Annotated in this window: 18 protein-coding genes and 1 pseudogene; 10 read left to right on the top strand and 9 right to left on the bottom strand. The window is 75.5% G+C overall.

Annotated features, from left to right (window positions below):
* Positions 1–26 precede the first annotated feature (26 nt).
* From ACFY61_RS14515 to ACFY61_RS14505, 3 genes are all read left to right on the top strand, one after another.
* Entirely contained in the window at positions 27–950 is a 924-nt protein-coding gene (locus ACFY61_RS14515; protein WP_389471461.1) for a universal stress protein, read from the top strand.
* A 33-nt stretch (positions 951–983) separates the two neighbouring features.
* Positions 984–1,568: a TetR/AcrR family transcriptional regulator gene (locus ACFY61_RS14510; RefSeq protein WP_389471459.1), complete on the top strand. Its 585-nt coding sequence runs from the start codon at positions 984–986 to the stop codon at positions 1,566–1,568.
* Between the two features lie 446 nt (positions 1,569–2,014).
* On the top strand, positions 2,015–2,797 hold the full coding sequence (locus tag ACFY61_RS14505; protein WP_389471457.1) for an SDR family NAD(P)-dependent oxidoreductase: 783 nt from the start codon (positions 2,015–2,017) through the stop codon (positions 2,795–2,797).
* Between the two features lie 88 nt (positions 2,798–2,885).
* On the opposite strand, the gene ACFY61_RS14500 is transcribed toward ACFY61_RS14505, so the two are convergent.
* The 3 genes from ACFY61_RS14500 to ACFY61_RS14490 all read right to left on the bottom strand — a co-directional run bounded on the left by ACFY61_RS14500 (position 2,886) and on the right by ACFY61_RS14490 (position 5,257).
* Entirely contained in the window at positions 2,886–4,130 is a 1,245-nt protein-coding gene (locus tag ACFY61_RS14500; RefSeq protein WP_389471456.1) for a S8 family peptidase, read from the bottom strand.
* Positions 4,131–4,286: 156 nt separating this feature from the next.
* On the bottom strand, positions 4,287–4,541 hold the full coding sequence (locus ACFY61_RS14495; protein WP_389471455.1) for a hypothetical protein: 255 nt from the start codon (positions 4,539–4,541) through the stop codon (positions 4,287–4,289).
* Between the two features lie 86 nt (positions 4,542–4,627).
* Positions 4,628–5,257, bottom strand: a complete 630-nt coding sequence (locus ACFY61_RS14490) for an alpha-ketoglutarate-dependent dioxygenase AlkB (RefSeq protein ID WP_389471452.1) — start codon at positions 5,255–5,257, stop codon at positions 4,628–4,630.
* Between the two features lie 112 nt (positions 5,258–5,369).
* On the opposite strand from ACFY61_RS14490, the gene ACFY61_RS14485 reads away from it, so the two are divergent.
* A complete protein-coding gene (locus ACFY61_RS14485; RefSeq protein ID WP_389471451.1) occupies positions 5,370–5,813 on the top strand; it encodes a hypothetical protein in 444 nt (147 codons plus the stop codon).
* Between the two features lie 81 nt (positions 5,814–5,894).
* Here the strand turns inward: ACFY61_RS14485 and ACFY61_RS14480 are convergent, their stop codons facing one another.
* Positions 5,895–7,214, bottom strand: a complete 1,320-nt coding sequence (locus ACFY61_RS14480) for a hypothetical protein (RefSeq protein WP_389471449.1) — start codon at positions 7,212–7,214, stop codon at positions 5,895–5,897.
* A gap of 178 nt (positions 7,215–7,392) precedes the next feature.
* On the opposite strand from ACFY61_RS14480, the gene ACFY61_RS14475 reads away from it, so the two are divergent.
* Both ACFY61_RS14475 and ACFY61_RS14470 read left to right on the top strand, forming a co-directional pair.
* Positions 7,393–8,487 (top strand): dihydrodipicolinate reductase, encoded by a 1,095-nt coding sequence (locus tag ACFY61_RS14475; protein ID WP_389471446.1) that lies wholly within the window; start codon positions 7,393–7,395, stop codon positions 8,485–8,487.
* Complete coding sequence (locus ACFY61_RS14470; protein ID WP_389472064.1) at positions 8,487–8,972, top strand: carboxymuconolactone decarboxylase family protein; 486 nt, start codon at positions 8,487–8,489, stop codon at positions 8,970–8,972. Before ACFY61_RS14475 ends, ACFY61_RS14470 begins: the two co-directional genes overlap by 1 nt.
* A 59-nt stretch (positions 8,973–9,031) precedes the next feature.
* On the opposite strand, the gene ACFY61_RS14465 is transcribed toward ACFY61_RS14470, so the two are convergent.
* The 3 genes from ACFY61_RS14465 to ACFY61_RS14455 form a co-directional block, all read right to left on the bottom strand.
* On the bottom strand, positions 9,032–10,687 hold the full coding sequence (locus ACFY61_RS14465) for a GMC oxidoreductase (RefSeq protein WP_389471443.1): 1,656 nt from the start codon (positions 10,685–10,687) through the stop codon (positions 9,032–9,034).
* 102 nt (positions 10,688–10,789) lie between these two features.
* Positions 10,790–11,326, bottom strand: coding sequence for a DoxX family protein (locus ACFY61_RS14460; RefSeq protein ID WP_389472063.1), 537 nt, complete (start codon positions 11,324–11,326; stop codon positions 10,790–10,792).
* A gap of 49 nt (positions 11,327–11,375) precedes the next feature.
* Positions 11,376–12,176, bottom strand: coding sequence for a dioxygenase (locus ACFY61_RS14455; RefSeq protein ID WP_389471442.1), 801 nt, complete (start codon positions 12,174–12,176; stop codon positions 11,376–11,378).
* Positions 12,177–12,311: 135 nt separating this feature from the next.
* On the opposite strand from ACFY61_RS14455, the gene ACFY61_RS14450 reads away from it, so the two are divergent.
* The gene (locus ACFY61_RS14450) at positions 12,312–12,779 is read left to right on the top strand and encodes a MarR family winged helix-turn-helix transcriptional regulator (protein WP_389471439.1); all 468 of its coding nucleotides are present in this window, start codon (positions 12,312–12,314) and stop codon (positions 12,777–12,779) included.
* 87 nt (positions 12,780–12,866) lie between these two features.
* On the top strand, positions 12,867–14,369 hold the full coding sequence (locus ACFY61_RS14445; RefSeq protein ID WP_389471436.1) for an FAD-binding oxidoreductase: 1,503 nt from the start codon (positions 12,867–12,869) through the stop codon (positions 14,367–14,369).
* Positions 14,370–14,390: 21 nt separating this feature from the next.
* On the opposite strand, the gene ACFY61_RS14440 is transcribed toward ACFY61_RS14445, so the two are convergent.
* On the bottom strand, positions 14,391–15,944 hold the full coding sequence (locus tag ACFY61_RS14440) for an IucA/IucC family protein (protein ID WP_389471433.1): 1,554 nt from the start codon (positions 15,942–15,944) through the stop codon (positions 14,391–14,393).
* 68 nt (positions 15,945–16,012) lie between these two features.
* Between ACFY61_RS14440 and ACFY61_RS14435 the strand changes: the two genes are divergently transcribed.
* Both ACFY61_RS14435 and ACFY61_RS14430 read left to right on the top strand, forming a co-directional pair.
* Positions 16,013–17,560, top strand: coding sequence for an IucA/IucC family protein (locus tag ACFY61_RS14435; protein WP_389471430.1), 1,548 nt, complete (start codon positions 16,013–16,015; stop codon positions 17,558–17,560).
* 153 nt (positions 17,561–17,713) lie between these two features.
* A pseudogene (locus tag ACFY61_RS14430) lies at positions 17,714–17,884 on the top strand (hypothetical protein); the annotation flags it as partial.
* A 400-nt stretch (positions 17,885–18,284) separates the two neighbouring features.
* Here ACFY61_RS14430 and ACFY61_RS14425 read toward each other — a convergent pair.
* Positions 18,285–18,695 carry a hypothetical protein gene (locus ACFY61_RS14425; protein ID WP_389471427.1) on the bottom strand — a complete coding sequence of 137 codons (411 nt, stop codon included), beginning with the start codon at positions 18,693–18,695 and terminating at the stop codon, positions 18,285–18,287.
* Positions 18,696–18,710: the final 15 nt, after the last annotated feature.

The following is an 18,710-nucleotide window of genomic DNA, read 5'->3' as shown; positions in this document are numbered from 1 at the left end:
CCCGGTCCCGGTGGGATCCTGGACGGATGGTCGTCAATGGTGCGGGAGACGGTCCGGTCGTCGCCGCGGTGGACGGTTCCGAGCACAGTCTGAAGGCCCTGGAGTGGGCGCTGCGGGAGGCCCGGGCCGCGCGGGCCGAGGTGGTGGTGGCCCACGTGCTGCCCGACCACGCGCAGTTCTGGCACGCGCGGCGGACCTCGGTGGTCGGCGAGCCGCCGCTTCCCCCCGCGGACCCGGTCGGGGACTACGTGCGCAAGGTGCTGAAGGACCGCCAGGACCTGCCCCCGGTCCGGTACGAGAGCCTCACCGGCGGTTCCGTGTCCGACGCGCTCGACGCCCGCGCGGAGGGCGCCCGGGTCATGGTGCTCGGCTCGCGCGGCCGGGGCGGCTTCACCAGCCTGCTGCTGGGCTCCATCAGCCGGGCGTGCGCGACGACCGCTCCCTGCCCGGTGGTGGTGGTCCCGCACACGGCGCGGGCCGCGGGCGTGACGGCCCGGGGCGGTGTGGTGCTGGGCCTGAACCCGTCCGAGACCGCCGACGAGGTCGTGGAGTTCGCGTTCCGGCACGCCGCGCTGCACGGCCTGGGGCTGACCGTGATGACGGCGTTCACGGACCCGGTGTCCCCGCTGCCGCTGATCGGCGCGCCGATGGCGGGGGTGCCCGAGGCGGACGCGGCGCCGCTGCTGCGCGAGGTCGGGCTGGCCCAGCAGGAACGGCTGGCCCCCTTCGCCGCGGAGTTCCCCCGGGTCCGGGTGGAGAACGTGGTGGGGCCCGGGGACTCGGCGGGGCAGCTGGTGGACCGGTCGGAGAAGGCCTCGCTGCTCGTGGTCGGCCGGCACCGCAGGCGGCTGAAGGCGGACTCCCTGCTGATGGGTTCGGTGGCGAACGCCGCGCTGGTGCACGCGTCCTGCCCGGTGGCCGTGGTTCCCGGCCCACCCCGAAGTACTTGACCGTACGTTCCAGAACGATCTAGGGTTCCGGTCATGGCCAGGACCAAGGAATTCGACCCCGACGCCGCACTGCGGGCGGCACTGGAGCTGTTCTGGCGCCGGGGGTACGAGGCGACCGCGATGTCGGACCTCGTCGAGCACCTGGGGATCGGCCGGGCCAGCCTGTACGCCACGTTCGGCAACAAGCACCAGCTGTACCTGAAGGCCCTGGACCTGTACGCCGGGGAACACGGGCCGGTCATGATGGAGGAGCTGTCCCGGCCGGGGCCCGCGCTGCCCGCGGTGCGGAGCGTGGTGCGGCGGTTCGCCGCCGAGGCGGGGTCCGGGGACTCGCGCCTGCTCGGATGCTTCGTCACCAACACGGCGGCCGAACTGGGGCCGCACGACGCTGCCGTCGCCCGACGGGTGCAGCTCAGCTGGGAGCAGGTCGAGACCCTGCTGCACTCGGCCCTGCTGCGGGCACGGGCCCAGGGGGAACTCGCCGGCGACCGGGACCCGCGGGCACTGGCGCGGATGCTGCTGGTGCTGATGCAGGGGCTGCGGGTGGTGGGCAAGGCCTCCGAGGACCCGGCACGGGTCCGGGACGCGGCGGAACAGGCCCTCGCACTGCTGGACTGACCGCCGGGGGCGGGCAGCGGCAGCGGCAGCGGGTGGAGGGGCGGCACGGGCGCCTTCGGGCGCCTCTTTTACGGGCTCATACTGGAACGTTCGGTTCAGAACTGGGGGGCGGGAAAGGTGGGGGGACGGGTGGTGAAGGTGACCATCGGGACCGTACGGGCACAGGGACGGCCTCGGCGGCGTTCCTGCCCTTCGCGGCCGCCCTCGTCGGCGCCGGGCGGGCCGCCGGACCGCTGATCGCCCGGTTCGGGCCGGGCCGGATCACCGGCGCCGGGTTGGCCACCGGCGCCGCGGGGCTCGCCCTGCTCGCCGCGACCGGCTCCGACACCGCCGCCCCGACGGCCGCGTCTCTCACGCACGGCCCTCGCGCACGGCCCTCACAGGCGGGCCCCCGAGCACGTCCCTCACCACCATCACCACCATCACGTCCGACAAGGAGCACGATCATGACCGTCGACACCCTCGCGACCACCGCCCGTTTCCAGGGCAGGACCGTACTCGTCACCGGTGGCGGGTCCGGCCTCGGCCGGCACATCGCCCTCGCCTTCGCCGCAGAGGGGGCGAACGTGGTGGTCGCCGGCCGCACCCTCGCGGCGCTGGAGGAGACCGTCGCCCTGGTCACGGCGGCGGGCGGCACGGCGGCCGCCTTCACCTCCGACGTGTCCCGGGCCGGGGACGCCCGCGAGCTCGTCCGGCTCACCGCCGAACGCTTCGGCGGGCTCGACGTCGCCGTGAACAACGCCGGCGTGTTCCGCGGTGGCGCTCCCGTCGCCGAGCTCTCCGAGGCGGACTGGAAGGAGCTCCTCGACATCAACGTCTCGGGCGTGCTGTTCGGCCTCCAGGCCCAGGTGGAGCACATGAAGGCCAACGGGGGCGGGGCCATCGTCAACGTCTCGTCCAACCTCGGCGCCCACCTGCGCATCCCGGGTGTCGCCGGGTACGCGGCGAGCAAGGCGGCCGTCGCCGCGCTCACCCGGGCCGCCGCGGTGGACCACATCCGGGACGGCGTGCGCATCAACGCGGTGAGCCCGGGCGTCTCGGAGTCCTCGATGTCGCTGCTGCCGGGCGAGACCGAGGCGGAGCGGGCCGAGCGGATGAAGTCGGAGTCGCCGCTGGGCCGCATCTCCACGGGTGCCGAGATCGCGGCGGCGGTGCTCTACCTGGCGTCGGACGCGGCGGGCTCGGTGGTCGGCACCGACCTGCGGATCGACGGCGGCTCCGCCGCCTGACCGGCCCCGCCGCCGAGGCGCCGGTCGCCGGTACGGCCCCCACCGCCTCCGCGGCGGGGGCCGTACCGGCGTTCGGCGCCAGGACGCGCTACGGGACGTAAAGGGTGTACAGCAGGCGGTTCGGGGTCACCGGCGGGGTGCCCTGTAGGACGCCCGCAGTGGCGTTGCCGACCAGGGCGGCCTTCACCTGGGCGGGGGTGTCCGCCGGCCGGAAGGCCAGGTGCAGCGCGGCGGCACCGGCCGCGTGGGCCGTGGCGGTGGAGGTGCCGCTGATCGTGGCGGTGGCCGTGTCGCCGTCCTTCCAGGCGGAGGGGATCTGCACGCCCGGGGCGAACAGGGACACGCATGCCCCGTAGTTGGAGGAGGAGGCGCGGCGGTCGAGCCGGTCGCTGGCGCCGACGCTCACCGTCTCGGCCACCCGGGAGGGGGAGGTGCCGCACGCTCCGTCCGGGCGGGCCTGGCTGCCGGCGGAGACGGTGTAGGTGATGCCCGAGCGGATGGAGTTGCGGACCGCCTCGTCCAGGGCGGTGCTGGCTCCGCCGCCCAGGCTCATGTTGGCGACGGCCGGCCGGACGGCGTTCGCCGTCACCCAGTCGATGCCGGCGATCACCCCGGAGGTGCTCGCCGAGCCGGTGCAGTCCAGGACCCGTACGGCGACCGGGCGGGCGGCCTTGGCCACCCCGTACCCGGCACCGGTGGCGATGCCCGCCATGTGCGTGCCGTGGCCGTGGCAGTCCTGGCCGCCGCGGCCGTCGCCGACGGTGTCGGTGCCGACGGAGGCGCGGCCGCCGAACTCGGCGTGGGTGGTGCGCACGCCGGTGTCGATCACGTAGACGCGGACGGCGTCGGCCGTGGTGCGGTAGGTGTACGTGGTGGACAGCGGCAGCCGCCGCTGGTCGATCCGGTCCAGCCCCCAGGGGGCGTTCGGCTGGGTGGCCGCGGGAGCCACCGTGGCGGCCGGCGTGGCCGGTGCCGCCGGCAAGGTCCCGGAGTCGAGCGAGACCCGGACGTCGGGCTGTACGTAGGCCACCCGCGGGTCCGCGGCGAGCCGGGAGGCCTGCGCGCGGGTCAGCCGGGCGGAGAAGCCGCTGAGGGCCGCCGTGTAGAGGTGGCCCAGCCGCGCCCCGGGGGCCCGGGCGAGGAGTTCGCGGGCGGTGGTGGGCACGGCGGCCGCGGCGGCGGCCGGGCCGGCGGGTGCCTTGAGTACGACGATCCAGCCCTCCGCGGTGGCGGCCGCGGGGGCGGGCCGCGCGGGCTGCGCGGAGACCGGGGTGGCGGGGGCGAACAGGAGACCCGCCGTCAGCAGGGCGGCGGGCACGCGTAACGCTCTCATCCCTGGGGCACCTTGACCTTTCCTCGGACCGGGTGGGGGGTGTGCCACCGCCGCGCGGCGGCGCACGCCAGAGTCCCGCGCCCGGCCGGGGCGCACAAGAGGGCACCTCCAGGGGCGCGGTGCCCGTGGCCGCGGGGGCCGCGGGCACCGCCGTCCTCAGTCGGGGGGCTCCTGGGCGGGGGCGTTGCCGGGGCCGGTGGGGGTGCCGGCGGTCCGGCCGCCTTCGCCGTCGGCAGCGTCTCCGCCGCCTTCGTCGCCTTCGCCGCCCGCGCCGGCGTCCTCGGGTTCGTCGGGGATCGCGGGGGCGGCGGGCTGGTCCGGGGCTTCGGGGTCGGGGGGCGGGAGGTCCGGGGTGAGGGCGTCCGGGTCCTCGGGGACGGGGCGCGGGGTGCCGGCCGGGGTGCTGGTCATCGTGTCCCTCCTGGGCCTGGTGTGCTTCGGCGGGCGGCCGGAGCGGTGCCGCGCGGCCGCCGTACCGCCCGCCTACCCCGCCGGGCTCAGGCGACGCCCCGGGGGCGGAACTGGATGCTGATCCGGGGGCCGACGGCCCGGTGGGACTTCGGGACGGCGTGGTCCCAGGTGCGCTGGCAGGAGCCGCCCATCACGACGAGGTCGCCGTGACCGAGGGGCAGCCGGAGGGCGGCGCTTCCGCCGCCGCGGGGGCGCAGGGCCAGGTCGCGGGGGTCGCCCACGGACAGGATGGCGACCATGGTGTCCTGCAGGGAGGAGCGGCCGGTGCGGTCGCCGTGCCAGGCCACGCTGTCGCGGCCGTCGCGGTAGAAGCAGAGCCGCGCCGTGGCGAAGGGCTCGCCGAGTTCCCCGGCGTAGTGCGCGGACAGCGCTTCGCGGGCCTCTTCGAGGACCGGGTGTGGCAGGGGCTGCCCCTCTCCGTAGTGGGCGAGCAGCCGGGGGACGGCGACCTCCTGGTCGTACATCTGGCGGCGCTCGGCGCGCCAGGGCACCCGGGCCGCGAGTTCCTCGAACAGCGCGTCGGATCCGCTGAGCCAGCCGGGCAGCAGGTCCACCCAGGCGCCGGCGCCCAGCTGCCGGCGGCGCAGCCCGTCGAGCGGGGCCGGGGCCGGGGCGTCCGCCTGGTCGAACAGCGATCGCTGGAGCGGTGCGTGCATGGCTCCAGACTACCCCCGATATCGAACATGTGCACGAACCGGGGTGCGAGGCGGGGAAGGCTGTGCCAGCTTGGAGCGGGTGGGGGGCCACCTCCCCGAAAGGGTGAAGTCCATGAACCGCTTTCTCTCGACCGCAGTCGGTACCGCCTCCGCGCTCGTGCTCGCCGTCGGCGGCGCCACCACGGCCGCTGCCGCCGGCCCGACCGACGAACCGACCGGACCCGCGGCCGAACTCTGCACCGACCTCGGCGACCTGAAGTCCGATACCGCCGCGCTGCGCGCGCTCGACCCGGCGACCGCCACCAAGGAGCAGATCCAGGGGGCGTACGAGGACGTCCAGGACGGCTGGGAGGACGTGGCGGAGTCCACGGCCACGTGGGCGGCCGACAGTAAGGACGCCGTGCGCAAGGCCGCCGACGACCTGCGGGCCGCCTACCAGGCCCTGCCGGGCGACACCACCGGTCAGGCCGCGGTGACCACGCTGAAGCCGTACGCCGACAAGCTCGACGCCGCGGTCGCCCAGGCGCACGGCGGCCTGGACTGCACCGGCGCCTGACCGCTTGCCGCGGCGGAGCCATCCCGGTCATCCGGGTCAACCGGGTCGTCCGGGTCAACCGGCTCAAACGGGTCGTCCGGGTCACCCGCAGCCGCAGCCGCCGCACCCGCTGCCGCCGCAGCTGCTGCCGCCGCCGCACCCGCCGGCGTCGCTGCGCCGGCCGTCGGACTCCCGCTTGCGGGCCCGCTCGCGCTCCCGCAGCCTGCGCTCGGCGGCCTGCCGGGCCTCCTCCCGCCGCCTCTCCTCCCGTTCGGCCTCGCGCCGGCGGACCTCGAGGCGGTGGGAGCGGCCCAGCGGCCGCCACGGCCCGGAGAAGCCGTGGCTCCGGCCCGGCAGGAGCGGGGCCGCGGCGACGTCCTCGGCGATCCGCCAGTCCGTCGCGTAGACGGCGTACGCCAGGACGACCTCGGCACCCTCGGACGGGATGCCGTAGAGCACCGCCTCGAAGGGTTCCGCACCGGCGTCCACGTCGTGGTGCTCGGTCCGCAGCACCGGGCCGGCCCCGCTGACCAGCAGCCGGGTGCCGGCCCGGATGTTGCGCACCCAGGCGTCGTACCCGATCAGGGGTGGCGCGTCGACCGTCGACGCGTCCGGGTAGAGCCAGTCGTGGCCGTGGGGCGACCTGCGCACGCCGACCAGCAGCGCCGGCTGCGGCTCCCGGTGCAACCGGCGGGCCGCCAGCCGGGCGGTGATACCCCGCCCCAGCAGGGGCGTTCCGGCGATCAGCAGCACCATGGCCGTGATCTGGTGCGCCAGCGCGTCGTACGGGGTGCCCGCGCGGGCCCCGGCCAGGTCCGCGGCGAGCCCGGAGACCAGCAGCAGGGCGGCCGCCAGGCACAGCACCGCACCGGGTACGGCGGGGCGCAGTCCCCGCCGTACGTGCGCGCCCGGCAGCGGCCCCGGCAGCGGGGAGCGCTCCGGACCGGCGGCGGCGAGGGCCCGCTTCCGCTGGCGCTGCCGGGCTTCGAGGCGGAACAGGGCTCCGGCGAAGGCCCATACGGCGACGGCGAGGGCCAGTGCGTGCGCGGCGCGGCCGGCCCGGTCGTCGGGGGCGAGGCGGAACAGGGAGGCGGCGGATTCCGCGCCGACGGCGACGGCGGCCGGCAGGGTGGCCCCGGGCAGGTGCCGGAACCAGAGGGGCAGGCAGAGCAGCAGGACGGTCTGCGGATAGCCGGCCCAGGTCGTGCCGGTGGATATGGAGGTGGAGTCCTTCCAGCCCTGCCAGCCGGTGAGTTGCTGGGAGGTGACGACGAGGAGCGCGAGGACCCAGCTGCCGGCGACGGGGGCGAAGACCCCCGGCACCCGCGCGTCCAGCCAGTGGCGGGCGTCCTCGACTGCCCAGCGCCGTAAGGGGCGTTCCGGCAGCGCCGCGGCGGGGAGGTGCTTGACGTGGTCGGTCACGTCACCAGTCTCGTACCGCGCGCCGACATCCGGGTGGCCGCGGGGCCACGGAATCGCAACCGCCGCTTGGGCGCACGGCCGGCCGGCCGTGACCGGCGCCGGCGGGTGAGCGAGTCGGAGGGGGACGGGCCCGTCACGGCTATGGGAACCGGTGGAGGTGCGCGCTACCCTCCGCCGCATGATTCCCACGGTCGTCTGGGGTACCGGCAACGTCGGACGCGCGGCAATCCGCGCCGTCGACGCCCACCCGAAGCTGCAACTCGCCGCTGTGCTCGTCCACCAGCCCGCGAAGGTCGGCCGCGACGCGGGCGAACTCGCCGGGCTCGACCGCTCGTTGGGGGTGTCCGCCACCGACGACGTCGGGGCGGTGCTCGCCGCCGGGCACCGGGCCGTCGTCTACGCGGCCTCCGGGGACGTCCGTCCCGACGAGGCCCTCGCCGACGTCGTCCGCGCCGTCCGGGCGGGGGCGGTGGTCGTCTCCCCCGCCCTCTACCCGCTCTACGACCACCGCAACGCGCCGGCGGAGTTCCGGGACCCGGTCCGGGCGGCCGTCGAGGAGGGCGGCGGCAGCCTGTTCGCGTCGGGGGTGGACCCGGGCTGGGGCAACGACGTGCTGCCGCTGCTGGTCAGCGGGCTCGGCAGCGTGGTGGACGGGATCCGCTGCCAGGAGATCTTCGACTACTCCACGTACGAGCAGGAGGAGTCGGTCCGCTACCTGGTCGGCATGGGGCAGCCGATGGACTACGTCCCGCCGATGCTGATCGAGTCGGTGCCGACCATGGTGTGGGGCGGCCAGGTGCGGATGATGGCCCGGGCGCTCGGGGTGGAGCTCGACGGGATACGGGAGACCCTGGAGCGGCGGCCGCTGGAGTCGACGGTGCGCACCCGGACCATGGGCGAGTTCGCGGCCGGCACGCAGGGCGCGGTGCGGTTCGAGGTGCAGGGCATCGTCGGGGGCGAGCCCCGCATCGTGATCGAGCACGTGACGCGGATCCACCCGTCGTGCGCGCCGGACTGGCCGGTGCCGCCGGACGGTTCGGGGGCGCACCGGGTGATCGTCGAGGGCCGGCCGCGGATCGAGGTGACGGTGGAGGCCAGCGACGAGGGCGAGAACCGTTCGGCGGGCGGCAACGCGACGGCGGTCGGGCGGCTGGTGGGGGCCATCGACTGGCTGGTCGAGGCGGAACCGGGCCTGTACGACGCGTTGGACGTACCGCTGCGGCCGGCCGTCGGGAGGCTCGGCCGGAACCAGAAGGAGGAGGAGAGGGCATGATGCGGATCGACGTGCCGGAGGGGCAGCATCCGATCGAGTACGTGTGGGGGGACCTGGTCCCGGGGATCGGCACGGCCGCGGCGAACTTCTCGCTGTCGGTGTACGCGCACACGACGCTGGGGCTGCGCGAGTTCGAGGCGGCGCGGCTGCGGATCGCGCAGATCAACGGGTGCGTGTTCTGCCTGGACTGGCGGACCGACCGGGACGGGGAGAAGGTCGAGGAGGGGTTCGCCGACGCGGTGACCCAGTGGCGCACCACCGGGGTGTTCGACGACCGGACCAGGCTGGCCGCGGAGTACGCGGAGCGGTACGCGCTGGACCATCACGGGCTGGACGAGGAGTTCTGGGAGCGGATGACGGCCCATTACAGCCAGGTGGAGATCGTGGAGTTGAGCATGAGCATCGGCTCGTGGCTGGCGTTCGGCCGGCTCAACCACGTGCTGGGCCTCGACAGCGTGTGCGTGCTTCCCGGGCACGCGGGGTGACGTGCCCCGGGGCCGGCCGGACGTTCCGGCCGGCCCCGGGGTGTCCCGGCGGCCGGGGGTCAGAAGTCGGTGGCGATGATCCGTTCGATGTTGCGCTCGGCGAGCGCGGTGATGGTGACGAACGGGTTGACGGTGACGTTGCCGGGGATCAGGGCGCCGTCCATCACGTAGAGGCCGGGGTAGCCGTGCAGCCGGCCGTGGTTGTCGGTGGCCCGGCCGAGGACGGCGCCGCCGAGGGGGTGATAGGTGAGGTGGTCGCCCCAGATCTTGTTGGTGCCGAAGAGGTCGGTGCGGTAGATCGTCCCCTCCCTCCTGTTGATCTTGTCGAAGATGGTCTTCGCCATGTCGATGGAGGCCTGCTTCCAGGCGGTCTGCCAGTTCAGGTCGACCTTGCCGGTGGCGGCGTTCCAGGTGAACTCGGCCCGGTGGGGGTTGTTGGTGATGGAGAGGTAGAAGGAGGCGTAGGTCTCGATGCCGGTGGGCAGCGGCGCCACCTCGGCGAAGGCGCCGCCCGCGTCCCAGTTGTCGATGCCCGCCGTGGGCATGGCGGACTGGAGCTTGCCCGTGGCGTCCCACATGTGGTTGGCGCGGCCGCACATGACGTTGCCGTTCTCGCCCCAGCCCTTGCCCACCTCGTCGCTGAGGTCGGGGAGCGCCCCGGTGTCCCGGAGCTTGACGAGGAGCTTGCTGGTGCCGACGCTGCCGGCGGCGAAGAACACCCGGTCGGCGGTGACGGTCTTGGTGGCGGTGACGGCGCCGGTGGTGTCGAGCTGGTGGACGGTGACGGTGTACCCGCCGCCGGTGGCCGCCGGTGCCACCGAGGTGACCTGGTGGAGCGGCGAGACGGTGACCCGGCCGGTGGCCCGCGCCTGGGCCAGGTAGGTCTTCTGCATGTGCTTCTTGCCGTGGTTGTTGCCGTAGATGACCTCGCCGTCCAGCGCCGACTTGGGGACGGTGCCGGCCTCCTCCTGCTTCATGTAGTCCCAGTCGTAGACGTTGGGGACGAAGACGAAGGGGAAGCCGGAGCGCTGGGCGTGTTTGCGGCCGACGCGGGCGTACTGGTAGCAGGGTGCGCTCTCCCACCAGGCCGGATCGACGTGGGTGACGCCGAGGCCGGCGTTGGCGCGGGGGTAGTAGACGCCGTACATCTCGTCGACGTCCACGGAGGGGAGGACGGATCCGAAGCGCTCCCGTCTGGGGGTGACGGCCATGCCCCCGTTGACCAGGGAGCCGCCGCCGACGCCGCGGCCCTGGTAGACGGTGATGCCGCTGAACTCCTCGGCGTCCAGGATGCCGGTGTAGCGGGGGACGTCCTTGTCGAGGGGGAAGCCGAGGAAGTTGCTGAGCGGCTGCTTGGTGCGGGTGCGGAGCCAGAAGGAGCGGTAGTCGGGCTTGGTGGTGTTGGCGAAGATCCTGCCGTCGGGGCCCGGGGTGTCCCAGGCCATGCCCATCTCGGCCATGTGGACGTCGACGCCGGCCTGCGCCAGGCGCAGGGCGGTGACCGAGCCGCCGTAGCCGGTGCCGACGATCAGCACCGGGAGGCGGGCTCCGCTGTCGAGGGCCCGTGTGACGGTGGGGACGGCCGTCGGACGGGCGTGCGCGGCGGAGCCGTGGCCGGCGAGGGCCACGGCTCCGATGAGAGAACTCGTTCCAGTCAGGAATCCGCGGCGGGATATTCCGCTCGTTCCTTCTTCGCGGGGGGTGTTCGAGCGCATGTGACCTTCCTCACTCGTGGCGGAAGAGGAACGAGTTCTAACTCCGCGAGTGAGCTAAGTCGATAGATACCAGTTGGTAACTTTTGTCTGTACCATCCCGGCTCAGTCGCGCAGCAGCAGGACCACCACGGCCAGCACGACGGAGAGCGCGATCGCCGCGGCGCCGTACACCGTGCGGTGGTCGCGCAGCACCGGCAGGAAGCGGTCCACGGCGTAGCGGCCGGGGCCGGTGAGGGCGAGGGTGGCACCGGCGGCCGCGATCAGCAGCTCGAACTCGACGCCTTCCGTGCCGATGAGGGAGCCGGCCCACTTCACCGAGATCGCGTTGATCATGACGCCGACCAGGGCGGCACCGGAGAGCGGGGTGACCAGCCCGAGGATCACCCCGAGGCCCGCGAAGGTCTCCGTCAGGCCGGCGATCGCCGCCATGGTCTCGCCCGCCGGGTAGCCGGCCTTGCTGAAGAACATCCCGGTGCCCTTGAGGCCGCCGCCGTCGAACCACCGGAACAGCTTCTGGGTGCCGTGGACGAACATGATCGCGCCGAGCACCAGGCGCAGCACCGGCAGTCCGACGTCGTAGGGGGTCGGGCGGGTGTCGTGACGGGGAGCGAGGTCGCGGGAGGTCGCGGTCGAGGTCATCATGTGCTTCCTGTGTCCTGTGGGAGAGGGGCGGGGGACGCGGTGGCGGTCAGCCGAACTGGAGGGACCGTTTGGCCAGGCCTATCCAGAAGCCGTCCACCGGGGTGCGGTGGACGCCGAGGTCTCCCGCGGCGTCGGCCGCGCCCAGCGTGACGAAAAGCGGGGCGAAATGCTCGGTACGCGGATGCGCGAGTCGGCCGGCGGGTGACGCGTGTTCGAAGTCGAGCAGGGCGTCCACGTCACCGGCGGCCAGCGCCTCGCGCCCCCAGGCGTCGAACTCGGCGGACCAGCCGGGCACGCCGGCGCCCCGGTGGCGCAGGGCGGCCAGGTTGTGGGTGAAGAACCCGCTGCCGACGATGAGGACGCCCTCGTCGCGCAGCGGGGCGAGCCTGCGGCCGATGTCCATGAGCCGGCCCGGGTCCAGGGTGGGCATCGACACCTGCAGGACCGGCACGTCGGCCTCGGGGAACATCTCGACCAGGGGGACGTACGCGCCGTGGTCCAGGCCGCGGTCGGGGAAGTCCTGCACGGGGGTGCCCGGGCCGCGCAGCAGGGAGCGGACCGAGGCGGCGAGCCCGGGAGCGCCGGGCGCGTCGTAGCGGACCCGGTAGTAGTGCTCGGGGAACCCCCAGAAGTCGTACACCAGGGGCACCCGTTCGGTGGCACCGAGGGCCAGGGGCGCCTCCTCCCAGTGGGCGGAGACCACGAGGACCGCGCGCGGGCGGGGCAGGGCGGCCGACCAGGCGGCCAGCTGGCCGGGCCACACCGGGTCGTCGGCCAGCGGGGGCGCCCCGTGGCTGAGGTACAGGGCCGGCATCCGGCCGGACGGGCGGGGCGTGTCGGGGGGCATGGCGTCCTCTCCCCTCCATGGTGCGCGCGGACCGCGGGGCTCCGGAGGGATCGCCCGCGGGTAGTTCAAATTCGAACTCGATCCTGATGCTAGGCGGTCATTCGAATTTGAACAAGCTGCCCTATCCTGGAACGCATGGGTGACACGCGATGGCTCGACGACGAGGAGATGCGCGCCTGGAAGGGCTTCCTGGCCGCCTCCGCCCTCCTGAACCGGCGCCTGGACCAGCAGCTGAAGGTGGACTCCGGGCTCTCCCACGCGCAGTACGAGGTCCTCGTACGGCTCTCCGCCGCCGACGGCGGCGAACTGCGCATGACCGAGCTCGCGGACGCCCTGATCAACACCAAGAGCGGTCTGACCTACCAGGTCACCCAGCTGGAGAAGGCCGGACTGGTCCGCCGCCGCAGCTGCCCCTCGGACGTCCGCGGCGTCTACGCGGTGCTGACCGAGGAAGGCCGCGCCAAGCTGGAGGAGGCCGCCCCCGGCCACGTGGGCGCGGTCCGAGACCTGCTGATCGACGTGCTCACCGGCGAGCAGCTCACCGCGATCGCCGACGGCCTCGGCGAGGTCGCCCGCCGGCTGCGCGTCCGCGACGACGGCTGACCCCCGCCCTGGGCCGTCCGGATGGCCGGCGCCGGGCGGCGGGCGCGGGGTCCCTGCGGGGCAGGGGCTCCGGCGCGTAATGGGGGCATGGTCCTCGATCGACGGCAGGTCCTGGAGGGTTCCGTCGCCGCCCTGGTACGGCCGGGCGCCCGGCGGACGGTCGACTACGGCGCGCTCCGCGCGGCCCTGGACGGCCGGGTGGTGCCGGCCGGCGACCCCGCGTACGCGGAGGCCCGCGAGCTGTACCAGCCCCGGTACGACCGCGCCGCGCCCGGCGCGGTCGCCTACCCGGCGCACGACGGGGACGTGGCGGTGTGCCTGGACTTCGCCCGCCGCTCCGGAGTGCCGGTGGTCGCGCGCGGCGGCGGCCACTCCTACGCCGGCTGGTCGACCTGTACCGGGCTGGTGGTCGACCTGGGCGCCCTGGCCGGGGTGACGTCCGGCACCGGCGAGGTGCGGGTGGGCGCGGGCGCCCGGCTCGGGGACCTCCAGACGGAACTGGCCCGCCTCGGACGGGTGGTACCGGCCGGGCTGTGCCCCACCGTGGGCGTCGCCGGGCTGACGCTGGGCGGGGGCCTGGGCGTCGGCAGCCGCGCGTACGGGGCCACCTGCGACGCGCTGACCGGGGCCCGGATCGTGACCCCCGACGGGGCGGTCCGGGAGGTGGACGCCGGCCACGACCCCGAGCTGTTCTGGGCCCTGCGGGGCGGGGGCGGCGGCAACTTCGGCGTGGTCACCGAATTCCGTTTCCGTACCCGGCCGGCGCCCGGCGGCTGCGGGTTCGCCGAACTGCGCTGGGACCGGCGGGACGCCGCCGCGGTCCTCGCCGGCTGGCAGCGGTGGCTGGCCGACCTCCCCGACCCGCTGTGGACCCAGGTCGAGTTCGTCGTGCGGGGCCCCGCCCCGGAGGCCGCCGTACGCGTCGCCGGGCTGGACGGCGCGGCCCAGGTGGACCGCGAGACGGCCCGGCTCACCGGGCTCGTCGGGGCGCGTCCCCGGCACGGCTCCTCGATCCCGCTCGGCCACACCGAGCTGCTGCGCACCCTGTCCGGCTGCGCCTCGCTGCCCGAGGAGGCCTGCCGGCTGCCCGGGGAGCTGCCGGGCCGGGGCCCGGGGGGACGGCTCGGCCGCGAGGACTACGCGGCCCGCTCCGACTTCTGGCCGGCCCCCGGGCTGCCCGCGGGCGCCGTGGACGCCGTCCTGGCGGCCGTCGACCGCTACCCGGCGGAGGTCCCGGCGGGCGGGCACGCGGTGGTACAGCTCGACGGGGTGTGCGGCGGCGCCCTGAACCGGGTACGGGCCGGGGACACCGCGTTCGTCCACCGGGACGGCGCCTTCCTCGCGCAGTACCTCGTGTACTGGCCCCCGGGGACGGCGGCCGGACCAAAGGCCCCGCACCTGGCCTGGCTGGACCGGCTGTGGGAGGGGCTCCGCCCCTGGGCGGCCGGGCCCGCCTACCAGAACTACGCCGACCCGCGGCTGCGTTCCTGGGCCGGGGCCTACTACGGGGCGAACCTGGAGCGCCTGCGCCGGGTCGCCCGCACCTACGACCCGGACCGGCTGTTCCGCTTCCCGCAGGGGCTGGCCTGACCGGTGGGCCCCCGGGGCCCGCTACGCGCGCAGCGGGTTGGGCAGCGGCAGGTAGCGGGCGTCGGCACCGTCCGCGCCGGTCCAGCGGAGCAAGAGGTTGGTCTTGCCGGGCAGGGAGGGCGCGTCGAGCAGGCCGGCGATCTCCGGCAGGCCGCCGGCGTGCCGGAGCAGTTCCCGGCGCACCGCGGGCCACAGGGAGCCGGACACCCCCGGATGGCGGACGGCGAGCGCCGCCGCGAGCTCGGTCACCTGGTTGACCAGCAGGCAGTACACCAGCCGCTGCCACCCGGCCGCGCGGCTCACCCGCGGGAGCAGCTTGACGCCCTCGGCATCCCGGAACAGCGCCTGCACCGGCATCCCCTCCGCGTCGACGGCGATCAGCGTGTTCTGCAGGTGCGCCTCCAGCACCACCCCGTGCCGGGCGAACAGACCGAGGGCCGGCGGGAGGACCCGCGCGAGGTACGCGCTCCACCAGCCGACCGGATCGGTCAGCCGGGCCAGCGGCCCGCCGCCGAACCCCTCGGCGAGGGCGGCGGCCAGCAGCGGGGTGGCTCCCGGCACCACGTGCTGGTCCAGTCCGTCCCGGACCAGCACCGCCAGTTCCTCGAACGCGAAGCCGGCCGTCCGGTAGCCCCGGTCGCTCAGCCAGGCCGCGTCCGCCGCGGCCCCGTCACGCCGCAGGGCGGCCAGCGCGGTGCCGACGGCGGCGTCGGTCCCGCGCAGCCGGAGCAGGTCGTGCCGCCACAGCCGGCGCACGTCGTTGGTGATCCGCACGTCCAGGCTGAACTTGACGAACAGGTCCCCCGCACCGCCGCGCCCGGGTACCCGGACGGTGCGCACCGAGGCCGTCGGCCACACCGGGAGGGCGCTGCGGCCCAGCCGCAGCAGCCGGCCGTCGGCGAGGGCGTCCCGTACCGCCGGCGTGCCGGCGACCAGGGCGAGCTGCCAGGGGTGCGCGGGCAGCAGCCGGTATCCGGGCGGGGCCTGCGGGCCGTCCAGCAGCACGGCGAGGGCGTCGACGGACCGGGCGGCCGCCTCCCCGCCGTCCTCCACGGCCTGGTCCTCGCGCACGGCCAGGAACTCCAGCGGGAAACTGGCGTACGCCTCGGGCGCGTAGGGCAGCCAGTCGCGGGCGGGGCCGCCGCCGCGGGTCTTGGGGGCCGGATGACAGGGGTGCCCCATGACCAGGTCCTGCTCGGAGCGCAGGTAGGGGTCGGCGGGCGGGGTGGCGGCGCTCCGGGCCCGCAGCAGGGCGGCGACGACGTCCCGGCTGTCGGCCATCTCGCCCGGGAGCTCGTCGTTGGGCAGGCCGGTCATGGCGCGCATCTCCGCGGTGGTGAGCTTGACCAGTTCCGTGTGGCCGAGCGGCCGCCAGCCCGAGGTGGTGCGCAGGGCGGCCCCGGACGGGCGGCGCCCGCCCTGCACCCGGAGCAGCCGGCCGCTGCCGCGCAGCCGGTGGACGTCACCGTCCACCGGGTCGGCCGCCTCCTGCAGCAGGCAGTTGAGCAGCGGGGCGGCTGCGTAGGTGTCGGCGGCGTGGGATACGGACAGGTCGGCGAGGTCCACGGATTCCATTCGGTCGAGCGTGTGGTGCCTAGTATCCGTAATCGGAGAGCCGAGAGTGGAAAGCAGGTAGAGCTGAAATGGACACCCCGGGCGGACCGGCCGCCTCCCCGGCCGAGGAGGCCGTGGGCAGTGAACTGCTCGCCGTGCGGCCCGACCTGGTGCCCGGTTACGAGGCCGCGCTGCCCGGCGCGCGGGCGGCGGTGCTGACCCGGCTGTGGCGGGCGCTGGCCTTCGAACCGCTGCCGTGGGTGGCGGCCCGCGGGGCCGGGGCGGGCGGCCTGACCGTCACCACGGCCGCCGGAACCCGGCTGTACGGGCCGCACCCCGACCCGTACGCGACCGGGGCCCACGTGTCCCGGATCGCGCTGGACGGGCGGGAGTTCGGGCAGGCGGCCGCGCTGGTGCGGGCCCTGCGCCTGCCGCACGGGGACGGCTTCGCCGCCGAACTCGACCACAGCACCGCCTCGCTGGCGCTGTCCCGGGCGGCCGGACGGCCGCCGGCCGAACCGTGGCCGGGCGGGCCGGTGGCCGGCTGGGAGTGGGAGCAGCGGGTGCGCGACGGGCACCCGTATCACCCCAACTGCCGTTCCCGGCCCGGTTTCTCGGTGGCGGAGCAGCTGGCGTACGGGCCGGAGCACGGCCCGCTGGTGCGGCTCGGGACGGTGGCCGTCGCGGAGGGGGACTGCCTGGTCACGGGCGACTGGCCGGACGCGCTGCGGGACGGGCGGCGGCTGTTGCTGCCGGTGCACCCGTGGCAGGCCGAACACGTCCTGAAGTCGCCGCTCGGCGCGGCCGGCGGGGACTTCGCCGCGCATCCGCTGATGTCCCTGCGGACGCTCGCTCCGGCGGAGGGGGCCCGCTGGACCGACGGGCACGTCAAGACGGCGCTGACCAGCCGGCTGACCTCCTCCGTACGGGACATCTCGGTGTACTCGGTGGAGACGGCCGCGGCCGTCTCGGAGTTCGCGCAGGCGCTGTGCGGCCGGCTCGGCGGACGCCTGCACGTCACCCGCACCCTGGGGGCGGCCACCGCGCACAGCGCGGACCTGGCGGCACTGTTGCGGGAGGCTCCGGAGCGGTACGCGGACGCGGGGGCGGGCGAGCGGGTGGTGCCGGTGGCGGCGCTGACGGAGACCGGGCTGACCGGATCGGCGTCCTGGCGGGCCGCCTTCGCCCGGCTGGCGGTCTCGGTCTGCCTGGAGGTCCTGGACCTCGGGGTGGCGCTGGAGGCGCACGGGCAGAACCTGCTCGTGGTGCTGTCGCCCGGCGGGGATCCGCTGCGGCTGGTGTACCGCGACCTGGCCGACGTACGGATCAGTCCGGCCCGGCTGGCCCGGCACGGGCTGCCCGTGCCGCCGGTGTCCGGGCGGCTGGTGACGGACGACGTGACGGCGCTGCGCCGCAAGCTGTTCGGGTCCCTGCTGACCGGGGCCGTCGGTGCGACGGCGGGGTCGGCGGAGCGGTTCGCGGAGTGCCTGGCGGCCGCGGCGGACGGGCTGCCCGCGACGGCCGACGCCCGCGCCCTGCTGTCCGAGCCGCTGCCCACCAAGGCGCTGACCCTGATGCGGCTCAGCCCGGGGGTCCCGGGCGACCAGTGGACGGAGCTGCCCAATCCCCTGGCGTGACGGGCGCGCCGGCCCGCGGGGCGTTGCCACGGCTCCGGTTGGGGTGCCGGACGAGCTCGCCGGGATGCCCGCGAAGGAGGCCTGGATCCTGCACGACCTGGGGCACCTGGGCGACGACGGTACGGTCCGCCGACTCGTCCCGGTGATCTCGCGGTGGCCGGGGGCGGGGCCCACCAGCGGGCCGTGGACGGCCTGGACGTACTGGCCGCCATCGGCACCGACGCCGCCCCGCTCGGCCTGCGCGGCATTGCCCAGCCGTTCGGGCAGCTGGCGCGGCCGGTGCCGGCCTTGACCCCCGGGGAGGCGGCCGGCCGCCGGCTGGCCCGGTTCGAGGGCGTCACCGCGCCGGTGGGCGGGCTGCTCGGGCTGACCCGGCGCGGCTGGGAGCGCGCGCGGGGTGCCGCAGGACGCCGGGGTGGAGCGGTGGGTGTGCCGGCGCCTGGGGCTCGGAAAGTACCTGGTGGTGGGCCTGGAGCCGGGCATCGCGGTGGGCGGGGTGGACGACGCCCCGGAACAGCGGCTGGGCGCGGTCTGGCTGGACACCCGCCCCGGGGACCACTGGCGGCGGCGCCGGTACCCGCTGCGGTTCGCGGACCTCGACCCGGTGCTCGCCTCCGAGGTGCTCGCCGACCCCACGGAGCTGACCGCGGGGGCGACGGCGGCGGAGGCGACGGCAGGGGCAACGGCAGGGGCGACGGCAGGCGTGCCGCCCCGCCGGTGGGAGTCAGCGCATGTCCAGTTCGGCCGCGGGCCGGGCGGGAGACGTGCGCTGCCGGGGCGTCGGGGCGCCGGCGGGGGTCTGCGGCAGGGCGGCCCGCCGGGTCCGGCGCGGGTTGCCGAGGGTGCGGGGCGTCGGGGGCTGCCCGGTGTCGGTGAGCGGGTCCGCGGGCGGCAGGCAGAGGTGCCGGCGCAGCTCGGCCAGGCCCGTGTGGAGCGGGGCCAGGATCAGCTCGGCCCGCGGGTCCACGGTGGCCAGGGCGTGGGCGGCGGTCTCGATCGCCTCCACCGCGTCCTCGGCGGCGTCCCGGTTCCACCGGCCCGGGCCCGCGACGTCGTGGAGGTGGCAGGCGGCCTCGGCCAGGGCGTCGGCGCGTTCCCGCACACCCGGCGCGGCGACGGTCGGAAACGGTTCCATGCCGTGGTCAACGAA

This window comes from Streptomyces sp. NPDC012888 (assembly GCF_042900645.1).
In the GTDB taxonomy this organism is placed as follows: Bacteria; Actinomycetota; Actinomycetes; order Streptomycetales; family Streptomycetaceae; genus Streptomyces.
This window is presented reverse-complemented; position numbering and strand designations above follow the sequence as displayed.